The 24943-nt window shown below is 45.3% G+C and carries 24 protein-coding genes and 4 pseudogenes; 26 read left to right on the top strand and 2 right to left on the bottom strand.

Features of this window, described 5'->3' with window-relative positions; translation table 11 throughout:
• Window positions 1-88: 88 nt before the first annotated feature.
• From flgM to raiA, 14 genes are all read left to right on the top strand, one after another.
• The gene (gene flgM / locus BM415_RS19115) at window positions 89-373 is read left to right on the top strand and encodes a flagellar biosynthesis anti-sigma factor FlgM (protein WP_091160762.1); all 285 of its coding nucleotides are present in this window, start codon (window positions 89-91) and stop codon (window positions 371-373) included.
• 15 nt (window positions 374-388) lie between these two features.
• Window positions 389-889 carry a flagellar protein FlgN gene (locus BM415_RS19110; protein ID WP_091160760.1) on the top strand — a complete coding sequence of 167 codons (501 nt, stop codon included), beginning with the start codon at window positions 389-391 and terminating at the stop codon, window positions 887-889.
• 16 nt (window positions 890-905) lie between these two features.
• Window positions 906-2489: a flagellar hook-associated protein FlgK gene (flgK, locus tag BM415_RS19105; RefSeq protein ID WP_091160759.1), complete on the top strand. Its 1584-nt coding sequence runs from the start codon at window positions 906-908 to the stop codon at window positions 2487-2489.
• A gap of 27 nt (window positions 2490-2516) precedes the next feature.
• The gene (gene flgL, locus BM415_RS19100) at window positions 2517-3440 is read left to right on the top strand and encodes a flagellar hook-associated protein FlgL (protein WP_091160757.1); all 924 of its coding nucleotides are present in this window, start codon (window positions 2517-2519) and stop codon (window positions 3438-3440) included.
• A gap of 25 nt (window positions 3441-3465) precedes the next feature.
• Window positions 3466-4035, top strand: coding sequence for a DUF6470 family protein (locus BM415_RS19095; RefSeq protein ID WP_091160755.1), 570 nt, complete (start codon window positions 3466-3468; stop codon window positions 4033-4035).
• Window positions 4036-4131: 96 nt separating this feature from the next.
• Window positions 4132-4584 (top strand): flagellar assembly protein FliW, encoded by a 453-nt coding sequence (fliW, locus tag BM415_RS19090; protein ID WP_091160754.1) that lies wholly within the window; start codon window positions 4132-4134, stop codon window positions 4582-4584.
• A 1-nt stretch (window position 4585) separates the two neighbouring features.
• A complete protein-coding gene (gene csrA / locus BM415_RS19085) occupies window positions 4586-4831 on the top strand; it encodes a carbon storage regulator CsrA (RefSeq protein WP_091160752.1) in 246 nt (81 codons plus the stop codon).
• A gap of 147 nt (window positions 4832-4978) precedes the next feature.
• Window positions 4979-6226 (top strand): flagellin N-terminal helical domain-containing protein, encoded by a 1248-nt coding sequence (locus BM415_RS19080; protein ID WP_091160750.1) that lies wholly within the window; start codon window positions 4979-4981, stop codon window positions 6224-6226.
• Between the two features lie 162 nt (window positions 6227-6388).
• Entirely contained in the window at window positions 6389-6751 is a 363-nt protein-coding gene (locus BM415_RS19075; protein WP_091160748.1) for a flagellar protein FlaG, read from the top strand.
• 22 nt (window positions 6752-6773) lie between these two features.
• Window positions 6774-8243 carry a flagellar filament capping protein FliD gene (gene fliD / locus BM415_RS19070; protein ID WP_091160746.1) on the top strand — a complete coding sequence of 490 codons (1470 nt, stop codon included), beginning with the start codon at window positions 6774-6776 and terminating at the stop codon, window positions 8241-8243.
• A gap of 13 nt (window positions 8244-8256) precedes the next feature.
• On the top strand, window positions 8257-8652 hold the full coding sequence (gene fliS, locus BM415_RS19065; RefSeq protein WP_348272334.1) for a flagellar export chaperone FliS: 396 nt from the start codon (window positions 8257-8259) through the stop codon (window positions 8650-8652).
• Complete coding sequence (locus BM415_RS19060) at window positions 8645-8980, top strand: hypothetical protein (protein WP_091160743.1); 336 nt, start codon at window positions 8645-8647, stop codon at window positions 8978-8980. The genes fliS and BM415_RS19060 overlap by 8 nt, the downstream gene beginning before the upstream one ends.
• A gap of 382 nt (window positions 8981-9362) precedes the next feature.
• Window positions 9363-9560, top strand: a complete 198-nt coding sequence (locus tag BM415_RS19055; RefSeq protein WP_007132290.1) for a cold-shock protein — start codon at window positions 9363-9365, stop codon at window positions 9558-9560.
• A gap of 620 nt (window positions 9561-10180) precedes the next feature.
• The gene (gene raiA / locus BM415_RS19050; RefSeq protein WP_091160741.1) at window positions 10181-10753 is read left to right on the top strand and encodes a ribosome hibernation-promoting factor, HPF/YfiA family; all 573 of its coding nucleotides are present in this window, start codon (window positions 10181-10183) and stop codon (window positions 10751-10753) included.
• Window positions 10754-10928: 175 nt separating this feature from the next.
• Here the strand turns inward: raiA and BM415_RS19045 are convergent.
• Window positions 10929-11808, bottom strand: a pseudogene (locus tag BM415_RS19045) (FAD-dependent oxidoreductase); the annotation flags it as partial.
• A 254-nt stretch (window positions 11809-12062) separates the two neighbouring features.
• Here BM415_RS19045 and BM415_RS19040 point away from each other — a divergent pair.
• From BM415_RS19040 to BM415_RS18990, 11 genes and pseudogenes are all read left to right on the top strand, one after another.
• Entirely contained in the window at window positions 12063-12323 is a 261-nt protein-coding gene (locus BM415_RS19040) for a metal-sensitive transcriptional regulator (RefSeq protein WP_006209596.1), read from the top strand.
• A 60-nt stretch (window positions 12324-12383) separates the two neighbouring features.
• On the top strand, window positions 12384-12527 hold the full coding sequence (locus tag BM415_RS25200; protein ID WP_170862556.1) for a sulfurtransferase TusA family protein: 144 nt from the start codon (window positions 12384-12386) through the stop codon (window positions 12525-12527).
• A 92-nt stretch (window positions 12528-12619) separates the two neighbouring features.
• Window positions 12620-12914 (top strand): annotated as a pseudogene (locus tag BM415_RS19030) (DsrE/DsrF/DrsH-like family protein); the annotation flags it as partial.
• Window positions 12915-12957: 43 nt separating this feature from the next.
• Window positions 12958-13317: a rhodanese-like domain-containing protein gene (locus BM415_RS19025; RefSeq protein WP_091160740.1), complete on the top strand. Its 360-nt coding sequence runs from the start codon at window positions 12958-12960 to the stop codon at window positions 13315-13317.
• 31 nt (window positions 13318-13348) lie between these two features.
• Window positions 13349-13645: a rhodanese-like domain-containing protein gene (locus tag BM415_RS19020; protein WP_036637497.1), complete on the top strand. Its 297-nt coding sequence runs from the start codon at window positions 13349-13351 to the stop codon at window positions 13643-13645.
• Between the two features lie 73 nt (window positions 13646-13718).
• A pseudogene (locus BM415_RS19015) lies at window positions 13719-13937 on the top strand (MBL fold metallo-hydrolase); the annotation flags it as partial.
• Window positions 13938-14113: 176 nt separating this feature from the next.
• Window positions 14114-16039 carry a squalene--hopene cyclase gene (gene shc / locus BM415_RS19010; protein WP_091160738.1) on the top strand — a complete coding sequence of 642 codons (1926 nt, stop codon included), beginning with the start codon at window positions 14114-14116 and terminating at the stop codon, window positions 16037-16039.
• An 84-nt stretch (window positions 16040-16123) separates the two neighbouring features.
• Window positions 16124-16321, top strand: a pseudogene (locus BM415_RS19005) (SAM-dependent methyltransferase); the annotation flags it as partial.
• Between the two features lie 513 nt (window positions 16322-16834).
• Entirely contained in the window at window positions 16835-19342 is a 2508-nt protein-coding gene (secA, locus tag BM415_RS19000; protein WP_091160737.1) for a preprotein translocase subunit SecA, read from the top strand.
• Window positions 19343-19540: 198 nt separating this feature from the next.
• A protein-coding gene (gene prfB, locus BM415_RS18995; RefSeq protein ID WP_139237024.1) for a peptide chain release factor 2 occupies window positions 19541-20654 on the top strand; the annotation gives its coding sequence in 2 pieces (ribosomal slippage) (window positions 19541-19612 and window positions 19614-20654; 1113 coding nt in all).
• A gap of 117 nt (window positions 20655-20771) precedes the next feature.
• Window positions 20772-21671 carry a YitT family protein gene (locus BM415_RS18990; protein ID WP_091160734.1) on the top strand — a complete coding sequence of 300 codons (900 nt, stop codon included), beginning with the start codon at window positions 20772-20774 and terminating at the stop codon, window positions 21669-21671.
• 344 nt (window positions 21672-22015) lie between these two features.
• Here BM415_RS18990 and cls read toward each other — a convergent pair whose 3' ends face one another.
• On the bottom strand, window positions 22016-23464 hold the full coding sequence (cls, locus tag BM415_RS18985; RefSeq protein ID WP_280142886.1) for a cardiolipin synthase: 1449 nt from the start codon (window positions 23462-23464) through the stop codon (window positions 22016-22018).
• 396 nt (window positions 23465-23860) lie between these two features.
• On the opposite strand from cls, the gene argC reads away from it, so the two are divergent.
• Window positions 23861-24910: an N-acetyl-gamma-glutamyl-phosphate reductase gene (gene argC / locus BM415_RS18980; RefSeq protein ID WP_091160730.1), complete on the top strand. Its 1050-nt coding sequence runs from the start codon at window positions 23861-23863 to the stop codon at window positions 24908-24910.
• Window positions 24911-24943 lie beyond the last annotated feature (33 nt).

The raw sequence follows: 24943 nt of genomic DNA, 5'->3' as shown, positions 1-24943 counted from the left end.
ACCTCTACCGATAACTTTAGTAAAGATTATCGGTTTTTTATTTTAGGAGATTCTTGATCCTAAATTCTTATGAAAGCAGGTGTTCATTATGAAGATTAATGAATCCGGACGAATTGGAGCGATTAACTCTTATTCGAGAAATATAGAATCCGGTCAGCAGACCGAAAATAAGAAGAGCAAGCGTAAGGATGAGGTATCGATCTCGCCCGAAGCTATGGAAATGCTCAAGCAGCAGGAACAGGTAAATAACAGCGAACGTGCACAGCGTATTCAGGAGCTGAAGCAGCAGGTCGCTTCAGGAACATATAAGGTTGACACAGAACAGCTTGCAGAACGCATGATGCCGTATTTTAATCCGAGCTCGGAGAAATAGGAGAAGCCATACAATATGTCCTTAAATCAATTGATTGATGCACTCCAGAAATTAATTGTCACTCATCGTCAAATGCTGCAAACGGCCGAAGTAAAAAGAGAAGCCGTTATGAAAAACGATACGGATACGCTAATCAAGCTATTGAATCAGGAATCAATGATTCTGAAGCAGATTCAGAGTCAGGAGGCTGAGCGGAGCGAGGCTGTAGGCGCTTTTTTGTTGGAACGGGGAATCAAATCGAAGCTGAATCTTAACATTTCCGAAATCTCGCGTCTCGTATTTGATGTAGAGGATAAGAGAAGACTGCAAGAGGTTCAGAATGAACTCAGCAATACGTTAAGAGAGCTCAAAGAAGTGAATGATCTCAATCAGAGACTGGTAGAGCAGTCCCTTGCTTTCATTGATTATTCGCTGGATGTGCTCGTAGATAAACCGACCCAGGCACCGGTATACCAGCACCCGGATCATCGTCAGAGTACGATGGGCCAATTCGGATTATTTGACTCTCGTGCTTAAATAGGAGGATTAAACGATGGTTTCAACCTTTCATTCAATAGAAACAGCCAAGCGCAGTTTGTTTACCCAAACGGCTGCACTGAATACAACAGGCCACAATATTTCCAATGCCAATACGGAGGGGTACTCAAGACAAGTTGTCAAAATGACAGCCTCTTCCCCGATGGAACCGCTTGCGTTTCTTAGGTCCACCAATCCGGGTCAGCTTGGATCAGGGGTAGAGTTCTCCGCGATTGAGCGTATTCGCCAAGGATTCTTGGACAGCCAATACCGCAGCGAGAACTCTAGCCTTGGGAATTGGGAAGTTCAATATGATACGCTTGATAAAATTCAGGGCATTATGACGGAACCTTCTGATACAGGACTTCAAACGGTATTGGATAACTTCTGGGGGGCATGGTCTGATCTAAGTAAAGATCCCGAGAATTTAACCGCCCGTAATATTGTAAAAGAAACTGCTCTCGCTCTGACAGATGCCATGAATCTGATGAGCAACCAGCTGAATGGGCTAAGTCAGGATCTTACGAATAGTGTTGGCGTGAAGGCTCAGGAAATTCAAGGATATATTACTTCCATTGGAGAGCTTAATCAAACGATTAGCCGGATTGAATCGCTGGGAGATAATGCAAATGATCTTCGAGATCAACGTGATCTGTTAACAGACAAACTTTCCAAGATTGTAGATGTGACGGTAACTGAGAATGATCAAGGGTATAATATCTCCATTGGGGGACAAGAACTTGTAAATGGTACGGCCGTTACGCAGGTGACTAGCGACCTTCTTACCGATGCTTACGCTGCTGGTGATCTTACAGGCGGGGAAGTCTACGGGATGATCGTATCCCGGGATCAATTTGTAACCGGCTTCCAAAATGATCTGAATCAGCTGGCAAATACCATTGCAAATGGCGATGTAACGATAAAATTGCCTGCCGGTTCTTCCATTCGTGAAGGCACGTTGGCACAGGCAGATACAGTGATTACCGTGAACGGAGTAGAATCTACCGTTCTTGCAGGACAGGCCTTTCCGGCCGGAGCAGTGCTTAAGAATGAAACACCGCTTACTGTACAAGGGATTAACGGTCTGCACCAATTGGGTTATGCACTGGATGGGTCTGCAAGTGCAGGTATACCATTCTTCACATCGACGGACGGTGGTCCGATCACCGCAGCAAATATTACGCTGAATCAAGTTATTCAGTCTAACCCCAACGCAATTGCTTCGTCACTTCGTGTGGATGCTAACGGCAATGCAATTAAGGGGAACAACTCCTTAGCTAACCTGATGGGAAGCTTGAAGGATCAGGCTTTTACGGTACCCGGTGGAACAGACTCCACAACGATTAACGATTATTACAAATCCATGGTCGGCGAGCTCGGAATTCAGACACAGGAAGCTTACCGCAAAGCCACGAACTCCACATCTCTCGTGATCCAAGTAGAGAATTCAAGACAATCCGTCAGCGGCGTGTCTTTAGATGAAGAGATGAGTAATATGATCAAATTCCAGCATGCATACAGTGCATCTGCTAGATTCATGACCACTTTTGATGAGCTGTTAGATAAATTGATTAATAGTACAGGAACAGTAGGAAGATAAGATATAGATTTATAGGAGGGCTTTTCGATGTTTAGAGTGACCTCGAATATGATGTCCAGTACACTCATGAATAACATTAACCGCAACGCGAAGCAGTTGAATGACACACAGATTCAAATGTCTACAGGAATGAAGATTAATAAGCCCTCAGATGATCCAGTAGGTCTTACATATGCTCTGCGATATCGGACGGAGCTAAATTCTAATGAGCAGTATCAAAGCAATGTGGATTCAGCAGTATCCTGGTTGGATTATACGGATACGGTAGTATCCCAAACCAATGAAGTGTTGCAACGGATGCGCGAGCTGACCGTAATGGCCTCTAATAGTACAAACCCCCAGGATGCTCGGGAAAGTGTTCGTCTGGAGATTGGCCAGTTGAAGGAACAGCTTATAGAAATCGGTAACAGTCAGCTGAATGGAAAATATATTCTGAACGGTCAAACGTATAACCAACAGCCGTATAATTTTCCAAGAGATGCTGAAGGGATATCAGATACGTCTGGATTTGCTTCTGACATGATCGACACTGGCGATGTAAATTATGCGGTTGGCAGCGGGATTGAACTGGCGATTAACGTCAGTGGTAATGCCATCATGGGCTCTGCCGAGGAAGAGGATAACGTATTTGCAATCGCCGATCGTTTAAACCAGGCTTTGGCTGATGGGGATTTGGAAGGTATTTCAGATGAATTAGCTCAACTCGATTCGCGAGTAGATAAACTGCTCGCTGCACAAGCTGGCGTTGGTGCGAAGATGAACAGGGTTGAACTGATGCAGAATAGACTCGGAGATATGGAATATAACCTGACTAGTCTCCAGTCGAAAACGGAAGATGCTGACTATGCGGAGCTTGCCGTACAATCACAGATTCAGGAAAATATCTATAACGCAACACTTTCTGTCGGTTCTAAGATTATCTCATCTTCTTTGGTTGATTTTCTAAATTAGATTCACATAGATAGGGGGATTTATATTGAGCTCGATCCCTATACTTCAAATTAGACAGAAGCCGGCTCTTCTCGGCATTGATGCCGATTTGGGGCAATATTCGATAAGACAGCCTGAGGCAGATCTTCAAATTAAGACAAGCCCTGCCACCATTCGTATAGATTCTCATGAGCCGGAGCTGGTCGTCGATCAATCAAGGGCTTTTGCAGCAATTACGGGGGGACCCCATTTAGAAATGACACAGCGGCTCTATTCAAATGTGAAGCAAATTTTTTTAGAGGGTATCGCGAAAAGAGTGGAGCAGGGAAACCGAATCGCGGAATTTTTCAAGCCAGGCAATTCGATCACTGAGGTGTATGGTAAAGATACGGGAGAGGTCTCTTTTGCGGAATATAGAGGAGAGGCCTCGATAGATAATGTAGACGTGCATTTCAATATAACGCCAACGGATATCAAGATTGAGAAGAGTCCGATAGAAATTGATGTGCAGGTAAACAAGCCAGAGATTGAGTATCGCCGTGGTAAGCTTCAAATTTATATGCTGCAATATCCCTCAATTCAATTTATTCCACCAAAAGTGGACCAAACCGTGTAACATAGAAGCTATAGAGAGGCATTTAAGCCAGATCTGTAGCTTTTTTTATTGGTAAATTTATAGATGTGTGTTAGAGAATTAAAGGAGAGATGAACAGTGATTATTGAGACCTCTTCATGGGGAATTTTAGAAATTCAAGAAGATCAAATATATGTGTTTAATAAAGGAATTCCAGGCTTTGAGGATGAGAAGGAGTTTGCAATTATTCCTTACGAAAACAGTCCGTTCGGTATTATGCAATCCATGAGCGAGCCGGGGCTTTCATTTTTGCTGGCAGATCCATTCCTGTTTGAGCCGGAGTATGAATTTGAACTGCCTGATCATGAGACTACAGAGTTAGATATTGAGTCGAGCGTATGGGTAAGATGTATAGTCACTCTCCAGAGCTCTATCGAGGAGTCCAGTTTGAACTTATTGGCTCCCATAGTCATTAACCCTGATAATAATAACTGTAAGCAAATTGTACTTCATCAGTCCGGATATCAAACGAAGCACAAGATGAAGACTTTATCTGCAGCAGGACAGCTTTTCGCAAAGGGCGGTGAATAAAATGCTTGTTCTATCCAGAAAAAAAGGCGAAAGCATCGTCATTGATGAACAGATCGAAGTCACTGTGCTCGGAGTGGAAGGAGACACAATTCGGATCGGTATCCAGGCTCCTGCAGAAGTAGATATTTTCCGCAAAGAAGTACATTTGGCCATCCAGGAAACCAATAGGCAATCGGCTGCACCTAACGTCGAAAATATTCAAGCTTTAATGCAGCAGTATCAGCAGACGATAAGAAGAGAAAAATAATAAAGTTTTATTTGTCTTTGCTATAAATAAAAGAGTAATCCCAGACGATAAATAATGTAGACGCTAAGAGGCAAGGGCGGCCGACCTTTCGCCTTTGGCGTTCCACATGGACGTGGACATTATCTATTTCAGGGAGGAAATATTAACATGATTATTAATCACAATATTGCGGCTCTTAACACTTCTCGTGCACTGAACAGTGCTTCTGAAGCACAAAGCAAATCTATGGAGAAATTGTCTTCCGGTCTTCGCATCAACCGTGCTGGTGATGACGCTGCGGGTCTTGCAATCTCCGAAAAAATGCGTGGACAAATCCGCGGTCTTGACATGGCTTCCCGTAATGCTCAAGACGGTATTTCCCTGATTCAAACTACTGAAGGTGCTTTGAATGAAACACACAGCATCCTGCAACGTATGCGTGAGCTTGCGGTACAATCTTCTAACGATACAAACACGGATGCAGACCGTGCTGAACTTCAAAAAGAAGTCGATCAATTGTCCCAAGAAATCTCCCGTATTGGTGCAAACACTGAGTTCAATACTCAAAAGCTTCTTGACGGTTCTTTTAGCGGTACATTCCACATCGGTGCAAACTCCGGTCAAAACATTTCCGTATCGGTTAGCAACATGACTGGTAATGCATTAGGTGTTACTGGCGACGCTAAACTTGCTCAAACTGTTGCGATAACAGATGGCGGAGATACAACACAAGATATTGCTGCTGGCACTTATAAAATTGATGGTAACGACTTGAAAGACGCCGATGGTAATGTTGTTGCTAGCACAACTGACGAAGGAACAACTTGGGCAACAGCAAACGGCGATGATACAATCGTGTTCGCTAACCCAGTAACTTCTGGTGAAATCACTATTGCTGGTACTAACGCAACAGGAACAACAAATGTAGCTGATACAGGTCTTCAAGCTGGTGAATATAATGTTGACTACACTTCTGCAACTGACGTTAAAATCACTGATGCTAACGGTAAAGTAGTTGCAACTTCTGGTGATGGACAAAACTTCACCGACAAAAACGGCGAAACATTTAATTTAGGTTTCGCAATCGGTGCTGACACTACATTATCTGTTGGTGGTACTGATATTACTAACGCTAAAAATGCTGACGCGGCAATCACTGTATTTGATAAAGCTATCGAAACTGTATCCGCTGAGCGTTCTAAACTTGGTGCGGTGCAAAACCGTCTTGAGCACACAATCAACAACTTGGGAGCTTCTTCCGAGAACTTGACTGCTGCTGAATCCCGTGTTCGTGACGTGGATATGGCTGCTGAAATGGTTGAGCAAACAAAGAACTCCATCCTTTCTCAAGCTGCTCAAGCAATGCTTGCTCAAGCAAACCAAAAACCACAAGCAGTACTGCAATTGCTGCAATAGTATTAACCATATTCTTAATCAAAGCCCTGGGCATAAGCCTAGGGCTTTTTCTCTATTTAACCGCTAATATACTCCCATATTTAAGGATATCTCTTAAGCTGTACTCATTAAAAACCGATAAAAGTAGTAATAATCCTATTCGAAGTCGGAGGTTGTCATTTAATGAATATACAATTCTCTTTGTCAGCTAATGTTTCGGCTAATCTAGGTCTAGGAAATGGTTCGAACCCACCCACAAATGGTCGTGAGATAGAAGCCGATGGTTTAAACAATTCTGTGGGACAATCCACACAATCCAAGAACTTGGAGCAGCAATTACGCCAGCTGGAGAGTGTGTCTAAAGAGTTGTCTGCCAGGGGGACGACGTTGGACATTAGTGTCCATGATAAGACGCACCAAATTATGGTGAAAGTGCTTGATAAGGAAACAGGTGAATTAATAAGAGAAGTACCGCCGGAAAAGATCGTAAATCTCGTAGCAAGTATGATGGAAATGGCAGGAATTATCGTAGATAAAAAGTTATAGATTTAGGGAGGTATATACTAAAGTGAGAATAAGTGGATTAGCATCAGGAATGGATACGGACACAATTGTCAAACAGATGATGTCGATTGCGCGTCTTCCACTAGATAAAGTCAATCAAAATAAACAGGTATTAGAATGGCAGCGTGAATCCTACCGCGAAATTAATAGTAAAATCGTAGACTTCCGTAATAACAAGCTTAGCAGCTGGAGAATGTCTCAAACATTCAATTCCCAAAAAGCAACGGTTTCAGGCGATACTGCTGCATTGAAAGCGTCAGCGACCAGCTCTGCGAATGGTGTTTCGATGTCTGTACGTGTTGAACAACTTGCGACAAAGACGGGTATGGAAGGCACGTTAACTTCTTCAAGTGGAAGAGTAACTAATACAACGACTCTTGGCTCATTGACTGGTTCAGGCTCAGACAAATATGATCTTAAAATTAATGATAAAACTTTTTCATTTTCCAAGAATGATTCTATCGCCACTGTAGTAAGTAAAATAAATAGTAGTGGAGAGGCAACTGCTATTTTTGATGAAGTAACTGGAAAGCTATCTATTACAGCTAAAGATTACGGTGTAAAAACGGAAGATTTTGAAGTTAGCGGTACATTCGCCAATTTGATAGGCAGTACTGGAGTCACTGAAGGACAGCAAGCGATAGTTCATATAAATGGAACGGAGATGAATTTTGATAGTAATTCGATCAATGTCAATGGGGTCCAAATGAACCTGACAGCTGTCTCCAAAACTGGTGAAACGACAGATATTGTTATAGAACAAGATAGTACAAACGTCGTGGAAACTGTGAAGTCTTTTGTAGAGCAATATAACGAACTGCTTAGTCTCCTCAACAATAAGACGAATGAAGAGAAGTATCGGAATTTCCCACCACTCACAGACGCTCAAAAAGAAGAGATGAGCGAGGACGAGATTGAAAAGTGGACTGAGAAAGCGCAAAGTGGTCTGTTAAAAAATGATGATATGTTAAGATCTGCTGTTTCTTCTATGCGAAATGTTATCACAAGTTATTTGGGCAGCAGTCCTGGGGGAATAAGCTTAGCGGATATCGGCATAACAACAGGGAGTTATACAGAGAACGGAAAATTGTATCTTAACGAGGACAAGCTTAAGAAGGCAGTTGAGAGCAATCCAACTGGCGTTATGGAACTATTTCAAGGATCTGCAACGGATAACTCGGTAGATGGATTGTTTGATGAGTTGTATACAACCATGGGTAATACCCTGGACCGAATTGCGGAGAAGGCAGGCACCAATAAATTGTCTACGGACGTAACGGCTGCGTTTAATACAACAGGAGCAATGCACAGACAATTACAAAATTACGAAAGACAAATTACATCGCTAACTAATAAAATGACAACCTTGGAAGAACGGTATTATGCGCAGTTTACAGCAATGGAGAAGGCCATCTCTCAATTAAATACCCAAACGAATAGTCTAGCCCAGTTGTTTAATACGGGAAGCCAATAGTAAAGGATGATAAATGATGATCACATCACCATATGATAAATATCGGAGTTCAGCTGTTTCTACAGCTTCTCCTGCAAAACTGCTGCTCATGCTCTATGATGGAGCCATTCGATTTATAAATGCGGGGATTGAAGGCATTACGAATTCGGATTATCAAACAGCCAACACAAATTTAGGCAAAGCCCAATCCATCATCAGTGAATTGAATGCTACACTGGATCGTTCTATGCCGATCTCAAGTAACCTTGAGGCTCTGTATGAATACATTTCACACCTACTAATGCAATCGAATGTAGACAAGAATGAAACGCCTGCTAAGGAAGCATTAGGATATTTAAAAGAAATGAGAGAGACTTGGGCTGAAGCTAGTAAATTAGCTTTAGCGTCAGGTGGAATGAAAAATGGATAATCTTATAATGGAATTGGAGCAACTGACTTTCTCGGTTACGACGAATCTGAATCAGCTGGATTTCGAGCAAATGCAGCAATTTGTTGAGGATCGCCAGCTTATCGTTGATGAGATGAACATAGTTGGGGCAACAAGCCAATTGACCCACGAACAGTCAGGTAAATTGGCTAATATCTTAAAGAATGATGTGGTCATTTCACAACGAATGGAATCTTTAAAAGAAGAAGCAGGGTCATGGCTACTTCAACGTCAGGCAGCGAAATCTCAGCGTGGAGCTTATGAGGCAAGCTATACTCCAGACAGTATATTAATGGATTATAGAAAATAAAGGAAATAAAAATTGCATAATGGTGATACGAAGGAACAAAAAAATGACCACTTTAGGGTCTTTTTTTGTTAGGAATTGATGGAATTAAGAAGTAATCGGTGGAGAACTTATCAATGAGTATCATATCGTTTTTACTTCAAATTTTCCTTATTTTTAATATTGTATTTCTAAAAGATTTAAAAAGGTGATTTCTCATTACTTAAGTGATTGTGTCTAGATGTATTATCATAGGCTACATTTTTCGACAAAATATTAACTTTATTATGTCATATATTTGAAGGTAACCATTTTCTTTTCCAATTGACAATGGATAACTTTGGATGGTATAGTCGGAGTTGTGAGCCAAGCTCACTTCATTTGATGACGAAGGGAATGTTCGTGCATGCAAGGTAAAGTTAAATGGTTTAACGCAGAAAAAGGTTATGGTTTCATCGAGACTGAGGAAGGCGGCGACGTATTCGTACACTTTTCCGCAATCCAATCCGAAGGCTTCAAGACTTTGGAAGAAGGTCAATCTGTAGAATTCGAAATCGTCGAAGGCGCACGTGGACCACAAGCTGCTAACGTAATCAAATTATAATCATCTCGGCTTAGCCCGACCTACATATAACGGTTAGATGGTTAACAATTGAGTTTAGCTAGCGTCAACCTTGAGACAGTTGTCTCAAGGTTTTTTTTGTTATCTCCAGCGGGCTTCATTTATTCCCATCGCTGTAATGGAGCACGATGCTACGCGTATACTAGACTAGTCCATTCAGCTTCTTCATTATTGCCCGGTGCAACACACTCGTAATTATTCAAGGTTGCATTGTATATATTTCATCGCATTATATATTTCACTTTACGCATATTTCATCCTAGAATTTGTTCTTTCCCAAGATCTCAGCCCCATTTAGGGCGACACCAAGCTTTTTCACCAAGATCTGAAGTTTATTTTTTTGCATCCCCAGATTTTTTTATTTCGTATTTTATTAAGTTTCCGACAAAACAAGCGATAATCTCCGCCAAAATCTGCACAAATCTTCTCGACATTCATGCATGAATAACACAATATTTTAACCGATTCCTGCTCACCTCAAACGCTCCTCATACAATTGTCATCACTTTGTGTTATATGTGTGTAAAACACCTTCATTATTTTTACATTCGCCTAACAAACATGTTATAATCGAGGTGCAAAGGAAAAGGAGGAATTGCCCTATGAATTTGAGTATTCGAGGTCAACAAATCGAGGTTACCGATGCTTTGAAAGATTACGTCGACAAGAAACTTAGCAAGCTAGAGAAGTATTTCGATGAACCTCTAACCTCTGATGGCAATGTGACACTAAGCGTGAATGTACACCGCGGGTTCCACACTGTTGAGGTTACGATTCCGATGAAAGGTCTGGTCCTTCGTGCAGAAGACGAGAGTACTGACATGTACGCTTCCATTGACGCTGTGGTGGAGAAGCTTGAACGTCAGATCCGGAAGCATAAGACGAAGATCAACCGCAAATTCCGTCAAGATGACAATTTGAAGACGTTTTTTGTAGAAGATGTTCCAGCCAGCCCGTCCCCAGCCTCAGATGAGGAGCTGGACAGTGAGTATGATGATCTGGAAGTGGTCCGTACGAAGAGATTCTTCCTGAAGCCGATGGATGTGGAGGAAGCCATTTTACAGATGAACATGGTCGGCCATAACTTCTTTGTATTCTCCAATATTGAGAACAATGAGGTCAATGTCGTGTACAAACGTAATGACGGCAAGTATGGCTTGATCGAGCAAGAGTAAGCAAGTAACATTAAATTTTTGACTAAATCTCATTGTATTTCAAATTATTTGATTTCAACAACTCGGAGCTAATGTGAAGTGAACTTTAACTTATGAAAAATGATGATGAAGGAACCGCACAGTATGTCAGCTGTAAGGTATTAATCAAGGAATCAAACTAACTGGAAAATAACCAAGAGAAAGGGTGAATGTGGATAGCCTGATAAGGGATATTCATCTGCCTGAGTCGTTTCTCATTGGAACCCGTAGCCGCTACCGTCAGTTCAAAGACTTTGGCAATCGACGAGCCAAGGGTGCCCTTACGCCTTGTCGCAGACCATATCTATGGGAAAAGCAGCAGTTATGCCGCGTTCATTGACGTGCAGACCTGCTTCAACAGCCAGCACATTCTCGGGACGAACGCCAATAGACAGGAGCGTCATATCGGTGGACACAAGCAGGCCGCTGGAAAGCTCGATCCGGCTCCCTCCATCGTGAAAGGCTCGAACACCATCCTCCAGAATTAAACGGACCCCTTGTTCCATCAGATGTGAATGTACGATGGAGGCCATCTCAAGACCTATAAATCCACCCCCAACGACAACGGCCTCCTTCGGCTTTTCTTTCTCTATATATTGTTTGATCCGGTCGGTATCCGGGATATTGCGCAGTGTGAATACGTTGCGGGATTCCGACAGGCCGGGTATGTCCGGCACGATGGGCTTCGCGCCAGGCGAGAGAATCAAATAATCGTAACTTTCGGTATAGATATCCCCGGCTCTAAGGTTCTTAATGGTAACCTGCTTCTCTTGCCGCTGAATGGACGTAACCTCGCTTAAATTCCGTATATCCAATTGATACCGGCCGGCTGCTGAGACCAGGTACGGTTTGAACCAACAGCTTACTGCATTCCTGAATCGTTTCTCCTATATAATATGGCAGACCACAGTTGGCAAACGAAATATATTCTCCCCGTTCCACTAAAATAATACTCGAACTCTCGTCAGTCTCCGCAGCCTGGCAGCTGCCGAAGCTCCTCCGGCTAAACCGGCAACAATGATGATTTTGTTGCCCATAGTATATTCCTCCCTATATTGGTGAATATTATGAGTTTTTTATATACCCTATGGGGTACCATAGCATAGAGCAGACATGAAGTGTGTGACAAAAATTAAAAAGGGGATAAGTTCAATTGGATTCCAAATGAAACTTCATCATGATGATGGAGATATCCCTACACTTGACTCTATACCCTTATGGGTATATATTTTATGTAAAACGATAAGAATTATAGGGTAATTGAATTCGTATACAGACAGGAGGATTTGAGATGAATTACAATGATCAGATGAAAAATCGGATGAAGCGCATTGAGGGTCAGCTGCGGGGCATTCTGAAGATGATGGAGGAGGATAAGGACTGCAAGGATGTGATTACCCAGCTATCGGCAGCGCGGACGGCGATTGATCGTACGATTGGCGTCGTAGTCAGCTCAAACCTTGTGGAATGTGTACAGAAAGCCGAAGAAAGCGGACAAGATACAGAGAAGCTTGTGGTTGAAGCGGTGAACCTGCTCGTACGAAGCAGATAACCGACGTTATTTTTTGTTGGAGATCAGGTTGGATCCGATCGAAAGCAGGAGATGAAGGGAATGGAAACAGGCCAGGTCTGGAGATTTATACAACGGATCCACGCGAAGAGTGATTTGACGGCATGGGCCAAGTCGACTGGCAACGAATTGCTGGAACTTCAAGAAGACAGTAATTTATTGAAATTTTGGATTAAGAAGGGATGATTTTTTTTGAATGTTTATATACCCATAGGGGTATGTGTAAAATACAGTGAAATCTAACATTATGAATTACAAGGGGAGATCACGAGGTGACAGAAGCTATGTTCGGAAAAATGATGCCGCGCGGGGCAGACACCATGGGACTCTCCAGAATGAATTTTGCGGGGATGGGTCCTAAAATGATTAAAGATGGTATCAAGAAGCACAATGCTGTTCCGCTGCCACATTTTATTGAACTGGCTAAGGAGCAAGACGTGAAGCTGGTTGCTGCACGATGACGTTGGATCTCCTTGGTTTGCAAAAGAGGAGCTGTTTGAGGATATTGAATATGCGGGTATAGTCGGTTATCTGGGTGATGCCCAAGATGACAACGTAAACTTGTTCATTTAATGAGCCAGGGTGATTGTACCTCAATATCAAGGGGGAATTCATGATGAATATGTTAAATATCGTGTTGATTGCACTTATTATTGGATTTATCCTATGGAGAATTCTTCCGGCGAAGGGAGTCAGGCAGATTACGGCAGCCCAGCTGAAGGATGAACTGGCGAATCTGAACAAACAATTCATCGACGTCCGTTCACCGCGTGAATTCAAGGCAAATCATATTCGAGGTTTTCGCAATATTCCGCTGGATCAGCTTCGGTTAAGCAGTGACTCACTTTTGAAGGAACAGGAAGTGGTATTGATCTGTCAGAGCGGCATGAGAAGCAGTAAGGCGGGTGCATTTTTGAAGAAATCAGGTTTTGAGAAGGTAACGAATGTCAAAGGCGGTATGAGTTCGTGGTCCTGAATATTATTATGAAGAGGGAGTGTATACAGGTATGAGAGAGATTTCTCCTAAAGAAGTAGAGAAGAAGCTGGAAGAGGGAACAATCCTGCATATTATCGATGTGCGAGAGACGGAAGAAGTTGCAGAAGGAAAAATTCCAGGCGCAGTCAACATTCCACTTGGTTTGGTTGAATTTCGCAAGCAGGATTTGGATCAGTCGAAGGAATACATTGTGGTATGCCGATCCGGCGGTCGCAGCGGCAGGGCGACGGAATACTTGGAGGGTCAGGGCTATCAAGTCATCAACATGACGGGCGGCATGCTCGCATGGGAAGGCAAGACCGAGTAGGATGGTTTTTGGTATAACCGTAACAGGTGTGTTTGCCGCACCTTTTTTTTGAAATGAAATATACCCTCGGGGAGATCAAGAGGTGCTCGTGGTATGCGCCAAGGAAGGCTCTTCGGTAATGGTGGCTGAGATGCTGGCCGAGCATGGCCGGATTGTGGCTTATCTGAAGAGCGGCATGATAGCTTGGAGTGAATATCTGGTTCCGCTGAAGGTCGGAAACCTCGCAGACGGCGGTGAGCTCTATCAGTTTGTTCGGATAGGAAAAGGGTGTTTGTCTTATATGGCGGTATCTAGCTGTGTTAATCCTGACGACGGCCATCAAAATTGGGCTGGACATTTTATGATAGGCAGACTCTGGTCTCTATGGAGATCCATGATCGTTTCTGACGTTCCTTAAGCGGCACATCATTTCCTTATTCCTGCACTCATATAATGTTCATCATGAGGCAACGATGGAGGTACGAGAACATGAATGATGTACAGAGTGCGGTAGAAGAGGAAATAAGCAAGCTGACTGATTTTTTCATACAACGGCAGCATCAAGACGGGTCCTGGCATTTTTGCTTTGAGAACGGGATCACGCTGGATGCCTATGTCATAATCCTTTTTCGAATATTGGAGATTCAGAATGAAGAGCTTATCAGAGAATTGCATGATCGCATCCTTGCAGAGCAGCAGCCGGAAGGCTGTTGGCGCTGGTATCACGACGAAGAAGGAGGCAGCTTATCGGCTACTGTTGATGCCTATTATGGGCTGCTCTACTCCGGATTCAGCAAATGGTCCGACAAACACATGGAACTGGCCAGGCGATACATTCAATCGCAAGGCGGGCTGGGTAAATCCAAGAGCGTTTTGACAAAAGCGATCCTGGCTGCAACGGGCCAGCGAAAGTGGCCAGCGTCTATATCGCTCATACCGCTGGAGATCATTCTGTTTCCTGCCTATCTGCCCATCAATCTATATGAATTCTCAGGGTACTCCCGCATTCATCTCATTCCCATGCTGATTATGGCGGACCGGAATTTCTCCATATCTACGGAGACGGCTCCCGATTTATCCGATCTGAGTGATTCCCGCGATGATGACGATGATACGTTACCCCAGGAAAATCGGGAGATTGGGGAAAGCATACGTATGGGTCTCAGCAGACTTCTGGGAACTCCTCGTTACATCCATGAAGCCGCCTTAACCAAGGGGGAGAAATTCATGCTGGACCGGATCGAATCGGACGGCACCCTCTATAGTTATGCGAGCAGCACCATTCTTATGGTATTTGCCCTGCTTGCACTGGGCTATGATAAACGGCATCCCATCATCATGAATGCGGTTCAAGGGCTGACCGCGCTGCAGTGCCGCGTGGACGGCAAGGTCACGATTCAGAATTCGCCCTCGACGATTTGGGACACGGCTTTGATTTCCTATGCGCTGCAGGAGTCCGGCGTCGCCGGGGATCAACAGTTGACACAGCGGGCAGCAGCCTATCTCTTATCCAGACAACAGGATGAAACGGCGGATTGGAGCATTCATAACCGGGATACGGTTCCCGGCGGATGGGGCTTTTCCGAGTCCAATACCTTGAATCCTGATGTGGATGACACGACTGCGGCTTTAAGAGCGATCCACTCGTTGTCGCATACCACGCCCATTTATCAGCATTCAACCAATCGGGGACTGAACTGGGTGTTATCGATGCAAAATAAAGATGGCGGATGGCCCGCCTTCGAAAAAAACACCGATAAGGAAATGCTGACGTGGCTGGCGATAGACGGTGCGAAATCCGCCGCCATTGACCCCTCCGGGGCCGACCTTACCGGACGCACGCTTGAATATCTCGGAAACTTTTGCGGATTCGGCATGAAGCATGATTTTATCAAACGAGGAACCGAATGGCTTATCACTCATCAGGAAAAAAACGGATCATGGTATGGAAGATGGGGGATCTGTTACATTTACGGCACCTGGGCAGCATTGACAGGTTTAGAGGCTGCCGGTCTGCCGGCGGACCATTCGGCGATTCAAAGAGGAGCCGCATGGCTCCTTGAGACACAGAATCCGGACGGGGGCTGGGGTGAATCCTGCACCAGCGATCGTGCGATGCAATACATGCCTCTAGGCCAAAGCACGGCATCCCAAACCGCGTGGGCACTCGATGCACTCATAGCGGTTCAGGCAGAGCCGTCCACTGCCGTTAACAGAGGGATAAACAGGCTCATCGAATTGCTTCATGAAGACGACTGGACGGCCTCCTATCCGATGGGTGCCGGGCTTCCGGGCAGCTTCTATACTCACTATCACAGCTATCGGTACATATGGCCGCTCTTGACTTTAAGCCATTACAAGAAGAAATACGGGGTCATGAGGGGGCTCGCTGCAACCTTGCCTCAGCCATGGTAATATGGTATTAGACTCGGTTGGTACAGAGCTGGTACAGATTCAGGCTGGAGGATAAAGTGAACGACGAAAAAGAGGTGTGAAACGATGAATCCATGGAATGAACGGTTTCAGGGGGGAGATTACGTATTTGGAACAGAAGCGAATGTATTCATTGCCGACATGCATAAGAAACTAGCACTCTCAGGTGATGCACTCGCTATTGCCGAGGGAGAAGGGCGAAATGCGGTTTATTGGGCTCGTGAAGGCATGAAGGTAACCGTGTGGGATTACGCGGAATCGGGCACCGGCTAAAGTCTTCGTTCTCAGTTCCTTAGGAAAATGCCAGAGTCCCGTTGTCGTATGAGTCCTCTCTTTGATGAGCAGGGGCTCTTTTTTGTATTTTCCCACATAATGTCTTCGTAATATAGCGAAACTTAATATTAGGCTCATGCGTCTATATATACAGGGTCTTGCCGGAGGATGGGATAGGGCTGTGATGAGTTTCATTGCTCATTTCAATAGCGGAATTCGGTGAAAATAAAGGACTTGTCGTGTTGCGACAGCCTTGACAAACTGTTACAATTTAGGCAAAACCATTTTTATGTATACCGCTGAATCAAATTCCTCGTTTTATGGAGTGATGGAATGGATTCACCGCATTTTAATATGCATAAAGATCTTATGAAGGATTCGATATAACATCAGCTTGTGCATGTAAGAACTTTGAATGACAGATGAACCACTCAAGTTCCTAACTTTTACCCTTTGCATGCCGAGTTTGATTCTAACATCTGTTTTGCACGAAAGGGGTTAACCATGCTAGGACTAGTGAAGAAGATCTTCGGCGACACCAACGAGCGTGATGTCAAACGTCTGATGAAGACGGTCGATGCTATTAATAAAATGGAACCGGAATTTACCGCGCTTTCCGACGCTCAGCTTAAGGGGAAGACAGAGGAGTTCCGTGCACGGATTGAGAAGGGGGCAACCCTTGAAGAGATACTGCCGGAAGCCTTTGCTACGGTACGGGAAGCATCGAAGCGTGTCTTGAATAAACGTCATTATGACGTACAGCTGCTTGGCGGTATTGCGCTGCATGAGGGCCGGATTGCCGAGATGAAGACAGGAGAAGGGAAGACGCTCGTTGGAACGCTGCCCGTCTATCTCAATGCACTTCTTGGCAAGGGGGCTCACGTGGTTACGGTCAATGACTATTTGGCTCAGCGTGACAGCCAGGAGATGGGACAGATTTATGAGTACCTCGGCATGACGGTTGGGATTAACCTCAGCGGCATGGACCATGCGTCCAAGCAGGCAGCATATGCCTGTGATATCACGTACGGAACGAACAACGAGTACGGGTTCGACTACCTGCGTGACAACATGGTTCTATACAAGGAACAAATGGTACAGCGTCCGCTCTATTTCTGTATTATTGACGAAGTGGACTCCATTCTTGTTGACGAAGCGCGTACACCGCTCATCATTTCCGGACAAGCCCAGAAATCGACTGAGCTCTATTTTGCAGCCGATCGTTTCGTGAAGAAGCTTGTCGCTGAGGAAGACTACACTGTAGATATCAAGGTGAAATCCGTAGCGCTGACCGAAGCAGGGGTTGCTAAGGCTGAGCGTGCTTTTGGCATTGATAACTTGTACGACCAAGCCCATGTAACGCTGAACCACCATATCGTGCAGGGTCTGAAGGCAAATGTCATCATGCGTCGTGACGTGGATTACGTCGTTGCAGAAGGCGAAGTTGTCATTGTTGATGAATTTACAGGCCGTCTGATGGCGGGACGTCGTTACAGCGATGGTCTGCACCAGGCGATTGAAGCGAAGGAAGGCATTGAAGTCCAGAACGAGAGCATGACGCTTGCGACGATTACCTTCCAGAACTATTTCCGGATGTACAAGAAGCTGGCGGGGATGACCGGTACGGCGAAGACGGAGGAAGAAGAGTTCAAGAAGATTTATGGACTTGAAGTACTTCAAGTACCGACGAACCGTCCGAACCAGCGTCAGGATATGGCGGATGTGGTCTACAAGAGCGTAGACAGCAAGTTCAGAGCCGCGGTGAACGAGATCGTAGAACGTCATGCGAAGAAACAGCCGGTACTCGTGGGTACGGTGTCCATTGAGAACTCCGAGGTTCTGTCTGATATGCTGAAGCGCAAAGGCGTGAAGCACCAAGTATTGAATGCGAAATACCATGCGGAGGAAGCGCAGATTATCTCTGGTGCAGGTCAGGCGGGAGCGGTAACGATTGCGACGAACATGGCTGGACGCGGTACAGATATTATTCTGGGTGAAGGCGTAGCGGAGCTTGGCGGTCTGCACATCATCGGTACAGAGCGTCATGAATCGAGACGGATTGATAACCAGCTGCGTGGTCGTGCCGGACGTCAGGGTGACCCGGGTTCGACGCAGTTCTACCTGTCACTTGGCGATGAACTCATGAAGCGCTTCGGTGCGGACAACGTACTGAACATGATGGAGCGCCTTGGCTTCGAGGAAGATCAGCCAATCGAGAGCAAGATGATTACGCGTGCCGTAGAATCGGCTCAGAAGCGTGTTGAAGGCAATAACTTTGATATGCGTAAAGTCGTTCTCCAATATGACGATGTCATGAACCAGCAGCGTGAAGTCATTTACAAACAGCGCCGTGAAGTGCTGGAGTCCGAGAACATCAAGCAGATCGTCATGGAGATGATCCGTGGAACGATTCAGCGTAATGTGGAAGCCCACTGTCCGGACGATATCCCAGAGAACTGGGAGCTGCAGGAAGTGGCAGATTATATGAACAGCAAGATGCTGGAAGAAGGCGCCATTACTCGTGATGATCTATGGGGCAAAGAGGTTGAAGAGATCGTTGAGTTCATCTTTAGCAAGGTGCAGGAGAAGTATGACGCCCGGGAAGAACGCATCGGGGAAGAAATGGTGCGTGAGTTCGAGAAGGTTATTGTGCTTCGTGCTGTCGACAGCAAATGGATGGATCATATTGATGCGATGGATCAGCTGCGTCAAGGGATTCACCTTCGCGCATACGGCGGTACAGATCCGCTTCGCGAATATCAGTTTGAAGGATTTGCCATGTTCAACGAGATGATCTCCACAATTCAGGAGGAAGTCGCGACTTATGTCATGAGAGCGCAAATCGAGAGCAACCAGGAGCGTCAAGCGGTTGTGGACGAGAAGCAGATCTCGACAAGCGGTGAGCCTGCGGAGAAGCGTCCCGTGAAGGTAGCAGACCAAATCGGACGCAACGATCCTTGTCCTTGCGGCAGCGGCAAGAAATATAAACATTGCCATGGTCAAACTTCTTAATTCGGCATAGAATATAAAATAGAGGATTTTGCTCTGAATCCCACCTGTGTGATGCGCAGGATTCGTGGGATGGCGTGATGCATAATCCGAAATAGGTTTATTTTTATAATACAGCTCCTTGAGACTTGTCCTTGTTACTGTAATCGGGCAGGTCTCATTGGGGCTTTATCTACAAGTAAAGAGAGGAATCTGTAAATCATGATTGAACCAAGCATTAAGCAGGATTTGCGCGAGATCAGCAAGAAATTAACCAACCTTAGGGGGTCTCTTTGACTTAGATCTGAAGAATGAAATGATCGCTAACTTTGAGGAGAAGATGTCAGTCCCTGATTTTTGGGATGATAATGATAAAGCACAGTCCCTAATCTCTGAGATGAATGCGGTCAAAGGTTCTGTCGATCTGTACAAGAAGCTGCAGCAGGAATATGATGATGCGAGCATGATGATCGAGCTGGCGGAAGAGGAAGGCGATGAGAGCATCGCGGCAGAAATCGGTGAAACGATCAAAGCCCTGGTGAGCAAGCTGGAGGATTTCGAGCTGCAGCTGTTGCTGGATCAGCCATATGACAAAATGAATGCCATTCTGGAGCTGCATCCAGGTGCCGGCGGCACAGAGTCCCAGGATTGGGGGCAAATGCTGCTTCGGATGTATACCCGCTGGGCAGAGAAGCGCGGCTTCAAGGTCGAAGTGCTGGATTACCTTCCTGGGGATGAAGCGGGAATCAAGAGCGTGACCTTGTCCATTAAAGGCTATAATGCTTATGGTTACCTCAAAGCCGAGAAGGGTGTACACCGTCTGGTGCGAATCTCGCCATTCGATTCCTCCGGCCGCAGACATACCTCCTTCGTATCCTGTGATGTTGTACCGGAGATTACAGAGGACGTGGAAGTGGACATCCGGACTGAAGATTTGAAGATCGACACGTACCGTGCGAGCGGTGCCGGCGGTCAGCACATCAATACGACGGACTCCGCTGTACGGATTACACATATTCCGACCGGTGTCGTCGTTACATGCCAGAATGAGCGCTCTCAGATCAAGAACCGTGAGCGTGCCATGACGATGCTTCGCTCGAAGCTGTACGAGAGAAAACTGGAAGAGCAGCAAAAAGCACTGGATGAAATCCGAGGAGAACAGTCGGAAATTGCCTGGGGCAGCCAGATCCGCTCCTATGTATTCCATCCCTATAGTATGGTAAAGGATCACCGCACATCCGTGGAGACGGGGAACGTAGGCGCAGTAATGGACGGCGATCTCGACGCTTTCATTGATGGATACCTCCGCAAGCAAATTAAGCTGGAGTCTGAATAATTTATATGGAATTCCTACATGGTAAGGTTGAGTATAGCCGTGTAGGAATTTTTTTGGTTGTCTTTAGTTATGAAATTGATTCATCGATCATCTAATTAAGGGGAGACAGTAATCAAGATGCAGCACGCACAAGAGCGCAAGAGCAGGAACAAAAGAGCTTCAAATCTCATTCCGGTGGACGGTCCGAAGCGAGTGGTCGTTGATGCCTTTTTCATCATATTCGGGGCATTCGTCATGTCCATTGCCTTCAATCTGTTTCTCGTGCCGAACCTGATCGCCTCCGGCGGTGTATCGGGTATCTCGATTCTGGGGCAGGCTGCCTTCGGATTCGAACCAGCGTTTACGCAGTGGGCACTGAACATTCCATTATTCATTGCAGGGTATTCGATACTGGGAAGACAATATGCCATCCGGTCTCTGCTAGGAAGTGTGATGCTTCCGCTGTTCGTATTTCTAACCAAGGATTGGACGGTGCCTACCAGCAACCCGCTGCTGGCTTCGATCTTTGGGGGGATTGGCGTGGGACTCGGAATTGGTATCGTGTACCGCGGACGAGGCTCTACCGGGGGACTGACCATTCTTGCACAAATTATTCAAAAATACAGTGGTCTCCGGCTGTCCCTGAGTGTCATGCTGCTGGATGGAGCCGTTATTGTTCTGGCAGGGATGCTGCTGTCATTGGAGAACTCGCTTTATGCACTCATCAGTTTATATGTCACGGGAAAAGTGATCGATGCGGTTGAAATGGGATTTGGCACCTCCAAAGTCGCTTACATCATATCCAATCATACGGAACCGATTACGAAGTCCATTCTGCACGATCTGGACCGAGGAGTAACGAAGCTCTCTGCCCAAGGCGGTTATACGGATGATGACCGTACGGTGCTGATGGTTGTTGTGGGTCAAAGTGAGATTGCGAGATTAAAGACGCTCGTTCGTGCGGTGGATCCGAATGCTTTTGTGACCATTACCAATGCGCATGAGGTGCTCGGGGAAGGCTTCAAGAAGACGTTCTAAACAGAAGAGCGTTAGCTGTTTGATAGGCATTAGTTTTATTTAGGCGTACTGTGGATAAACGAAGTTCATGAACTCAACCGTAGAACAGCGAGTACAGATGCAGAAGAATTATATGAATAGCTATAGAGAAGTAGAGAGTTACATGAACAGCTAATAGAGATATACATGAGTTTTATGTACAGCTACAGAGATGTGAAATTTTAAGTACAGCTAATAGATGTAGAGATGCAAGCTGAGTCGCTGAAGAATAGGACTAATGAATAAGTGAATAAGTTAAAAATGAAGTAACAAAAGGGAGTGACCCATAAGCTTGCTGGAGTCACTCCCTTTTGTGTGTTGTCAAGCTATAAAATAGGCGACAGCAGCCTGGATATGGATTCCTTGAACCGAATCCAGAGTGAGCGCTGCCTGTAGTGTTCTGCCGTCATCTCGGCAGAGAGCTGCATATCTTTTTCAAATGCATCCGTCAGCTCCAGCGCAATCTTGGAATCGTAAATAAAAGCATTGATCTCGAAGTTAAGCCTGAAGCTGCGGACATCGAAGTTGGCTGTACCGATCGTAGCCATTTTCTTATCCACGACGATCATTTTGGTATGCAGGAAGCCGTTATCATAGATATAGATCTTGGCGCCGACCTTGATAAGCTCACCGACGTACGATGTTGTGGCCCAGTAGACAAACATATGGTCCGGCTTATTCGGAATCATAATGCGTACATCAATTCCTGACAGGCAGGCAATCCGTACCGCATCGAGCATACTGGCATCGGGAATGAAATACGGTGTCTGAATGATGATGGATTTCTTCGCAGCAGAGATCATCTTGATGTAACCGTTCTTGATATGTTCGATCTCGGCATCGGGTCCGCTCGTTACGATCTGCATACCGATGTGATCCTTGCCTTCCGGCTCGGGGAAATGTTCAGGTACAAACGTAATGTCATGATAGCGTGACGCTTCATTCCAGTCCATAATGAACCGGGCCTGCAGTGTGGAAACCGCAGTTCCTTGAATCCGCAGATGGGTGTCGCGCCAATATCCAAACTGCTTATCCTTGCCGAGATATTCGTCCCCTACATTAAACCCGCCTGTATAACCGATAATTCCATCAATGATAACCAGCTTGCGGTGATTACGGTAATTAAGCCGCAGGTTGATCAGCCTGAACTTCGATGGGAAAAAGACCTCGACCTTCCCGCCGGCCGCAACGAGCTCCTTGAAGAAGCTCTTCTTCATGCTCCGTGAGCCGAGCGCATCATACAGCACCCGTACATACACGCCTTCTCTGGCTTTCTTTATCAGCGCATTTCGTATGCTCCTCCCGAGCCCATCTCCTCGAAAAATATAGTACTGGATATGAATATGATCCTGTGCATTTTCAATGTCTTCCATCAGCTTGTTAAATTTATGATGTCCGTCGCAGAAGATTTCGACACTATTGTCTTCCGTGAATAACGCACCATTCTGAATTAAATGCATATAAATAAAATCCTTGTACTCTAAAGTGTCTTGTTTGCGGAATGGGAAATCCTTCTCCTGCAGGTGGCGAATCTGATCGATGACCATCTGGTCGATGTTAAGCTTGGCGCGTTCCTTCCATTGAAACAGACGGTATCTTGTAAGATTTTGCCCGAGCAGGAGGTAGAGTATGAATCCCACAATCGGGATAAAGGTAAGAACGAGCAGCCAAGCCCAGGTGGAAGAAGCATCTTTGCGTTCCAGAAATATAAGAGCGGCAGCCAGTAACATATTGATGATGATTACTACAATGTAGCTGATATGGTTGATATCCAAGTGAGTAGTTCCTCCAAATTCGATGATATCTATGCAGCTAGGCATATTAGCCCAGTCTATCTATGATCTTAATTAACCCTATTATGCATCATATCACTCAATCGGAATCAACGAAAAGAGATTTCATAGCATGTCATCATTTTTTTGGCCAAGGGAAGAATCAGGAACGAATAATAACAAATAGAAATCATGCATAAAGTGTTGTATTTATATAAGTCTGGATGTATAATAATTCACATCTATTAAAGAGAACGTATCGTTAAATGTATTGAGGAATTCGAAAGAATAGTGAGGAAAATTCAGAATTGCAGACATTACAGGCACAGTCGAATAGAGTGCTGCATACATAGAGAGTTGCATGAACTAAGCTCAGCTTAAGAGAGAAGGGGAGAAATTGTGAATAACAAATTAAAGGTAGCAATCGTGGGTTCCACTGGGTACGGAGGTGTGGAGCTCATTCGTTTTTTACAGCATCATCCGAATGTAGAGATCGCCTCGGTCATTTCATCTTCAACGAGCGGAGTATCCATTGCGGAAGGGTTCCCACACTTGAATACCATTATGGAGCAGACACTGGACGGCATCGACGTAGCCAATATGGCGGCGAACGTGGATCTTGTATTCACAGCTACTCCATCCGGGGTAAGCACACAGCTCGTTCCTCAGCTCATTGATGCGGGTCTCAAAGTCATTGACCTGTCGGGCGACTTCAGGTTAAAGGATGGGACGGTGTATGAGTCATGGTATAAGCATGCTCCTGCAGAGGATCGGTATTTAGAGCAGGCTGTTTACGGACTCAGCGAAGTGTATGGAGAGAAGGTGCAAGGTGTAGACTTCATCTCTAATCCGGGCTGTTATCCGACAGCTACGCTGCTTGGTCTGATTCCTGCGATCACAGCAGGCATGATTGATCCTGCAAGCATCATTATTGATGCGAAATCTGGTGTGTCCGGAGCAGGTCGAGGCACAAGCCTGACTTCACACTATGCCGAGATCAATGAAAATTTCAAAGCTTATAAGGTGAATAAGCACCAGCACATACCGGAGATTGAGCAGATACTTACAGATATAGCAGGTCATAAAGTAAACGTCACGTTCACAACACAGCTCGTTCCGATGACAAGAGGTATCATGAGCACGATTTATGCATCCTTGAACGGGGATTATGCAGACCAGGATTTCATTGATGCTTATAACCAGTACTATGAAGGCAAGCCGTTCGTTCGAATCAGGCAAGCGGGCAGCTGGCCAGCGACGAAGGAAGTGTTCGCATCCAATTATTGTGACATTGGCTTCTCAGCCGACTCCCGTACAGGAAGAGTTACCATCTTCGCTGTCATTGATAATGTCGTGAAGGGTGCTGCAGGGCAGGCCATTCAGAATTTGAATCTGATGATGGGCTGGGATGAAGTGACAGGGCTTCAATTCTCACCAGTATACCCATAAATGTAATAAGCATAATCCGTGCATGTCCGGCTT

The sequence above is a fragment of the Paenibacillus sp. 453mf genome, assembly GCF_900116105.1.
Taxonomy (GTDB): domain Bacteria; phylum Bacillota; class Bacilli; order Paenibacillales; family Paenibacillaceae; genus Paenibacillus; species Paenibacillus provencensis.
Note: the sequence above shows the minus strand (reverse complement) of the source record. Positions and strands in the feature narration are given on the sequence as shown.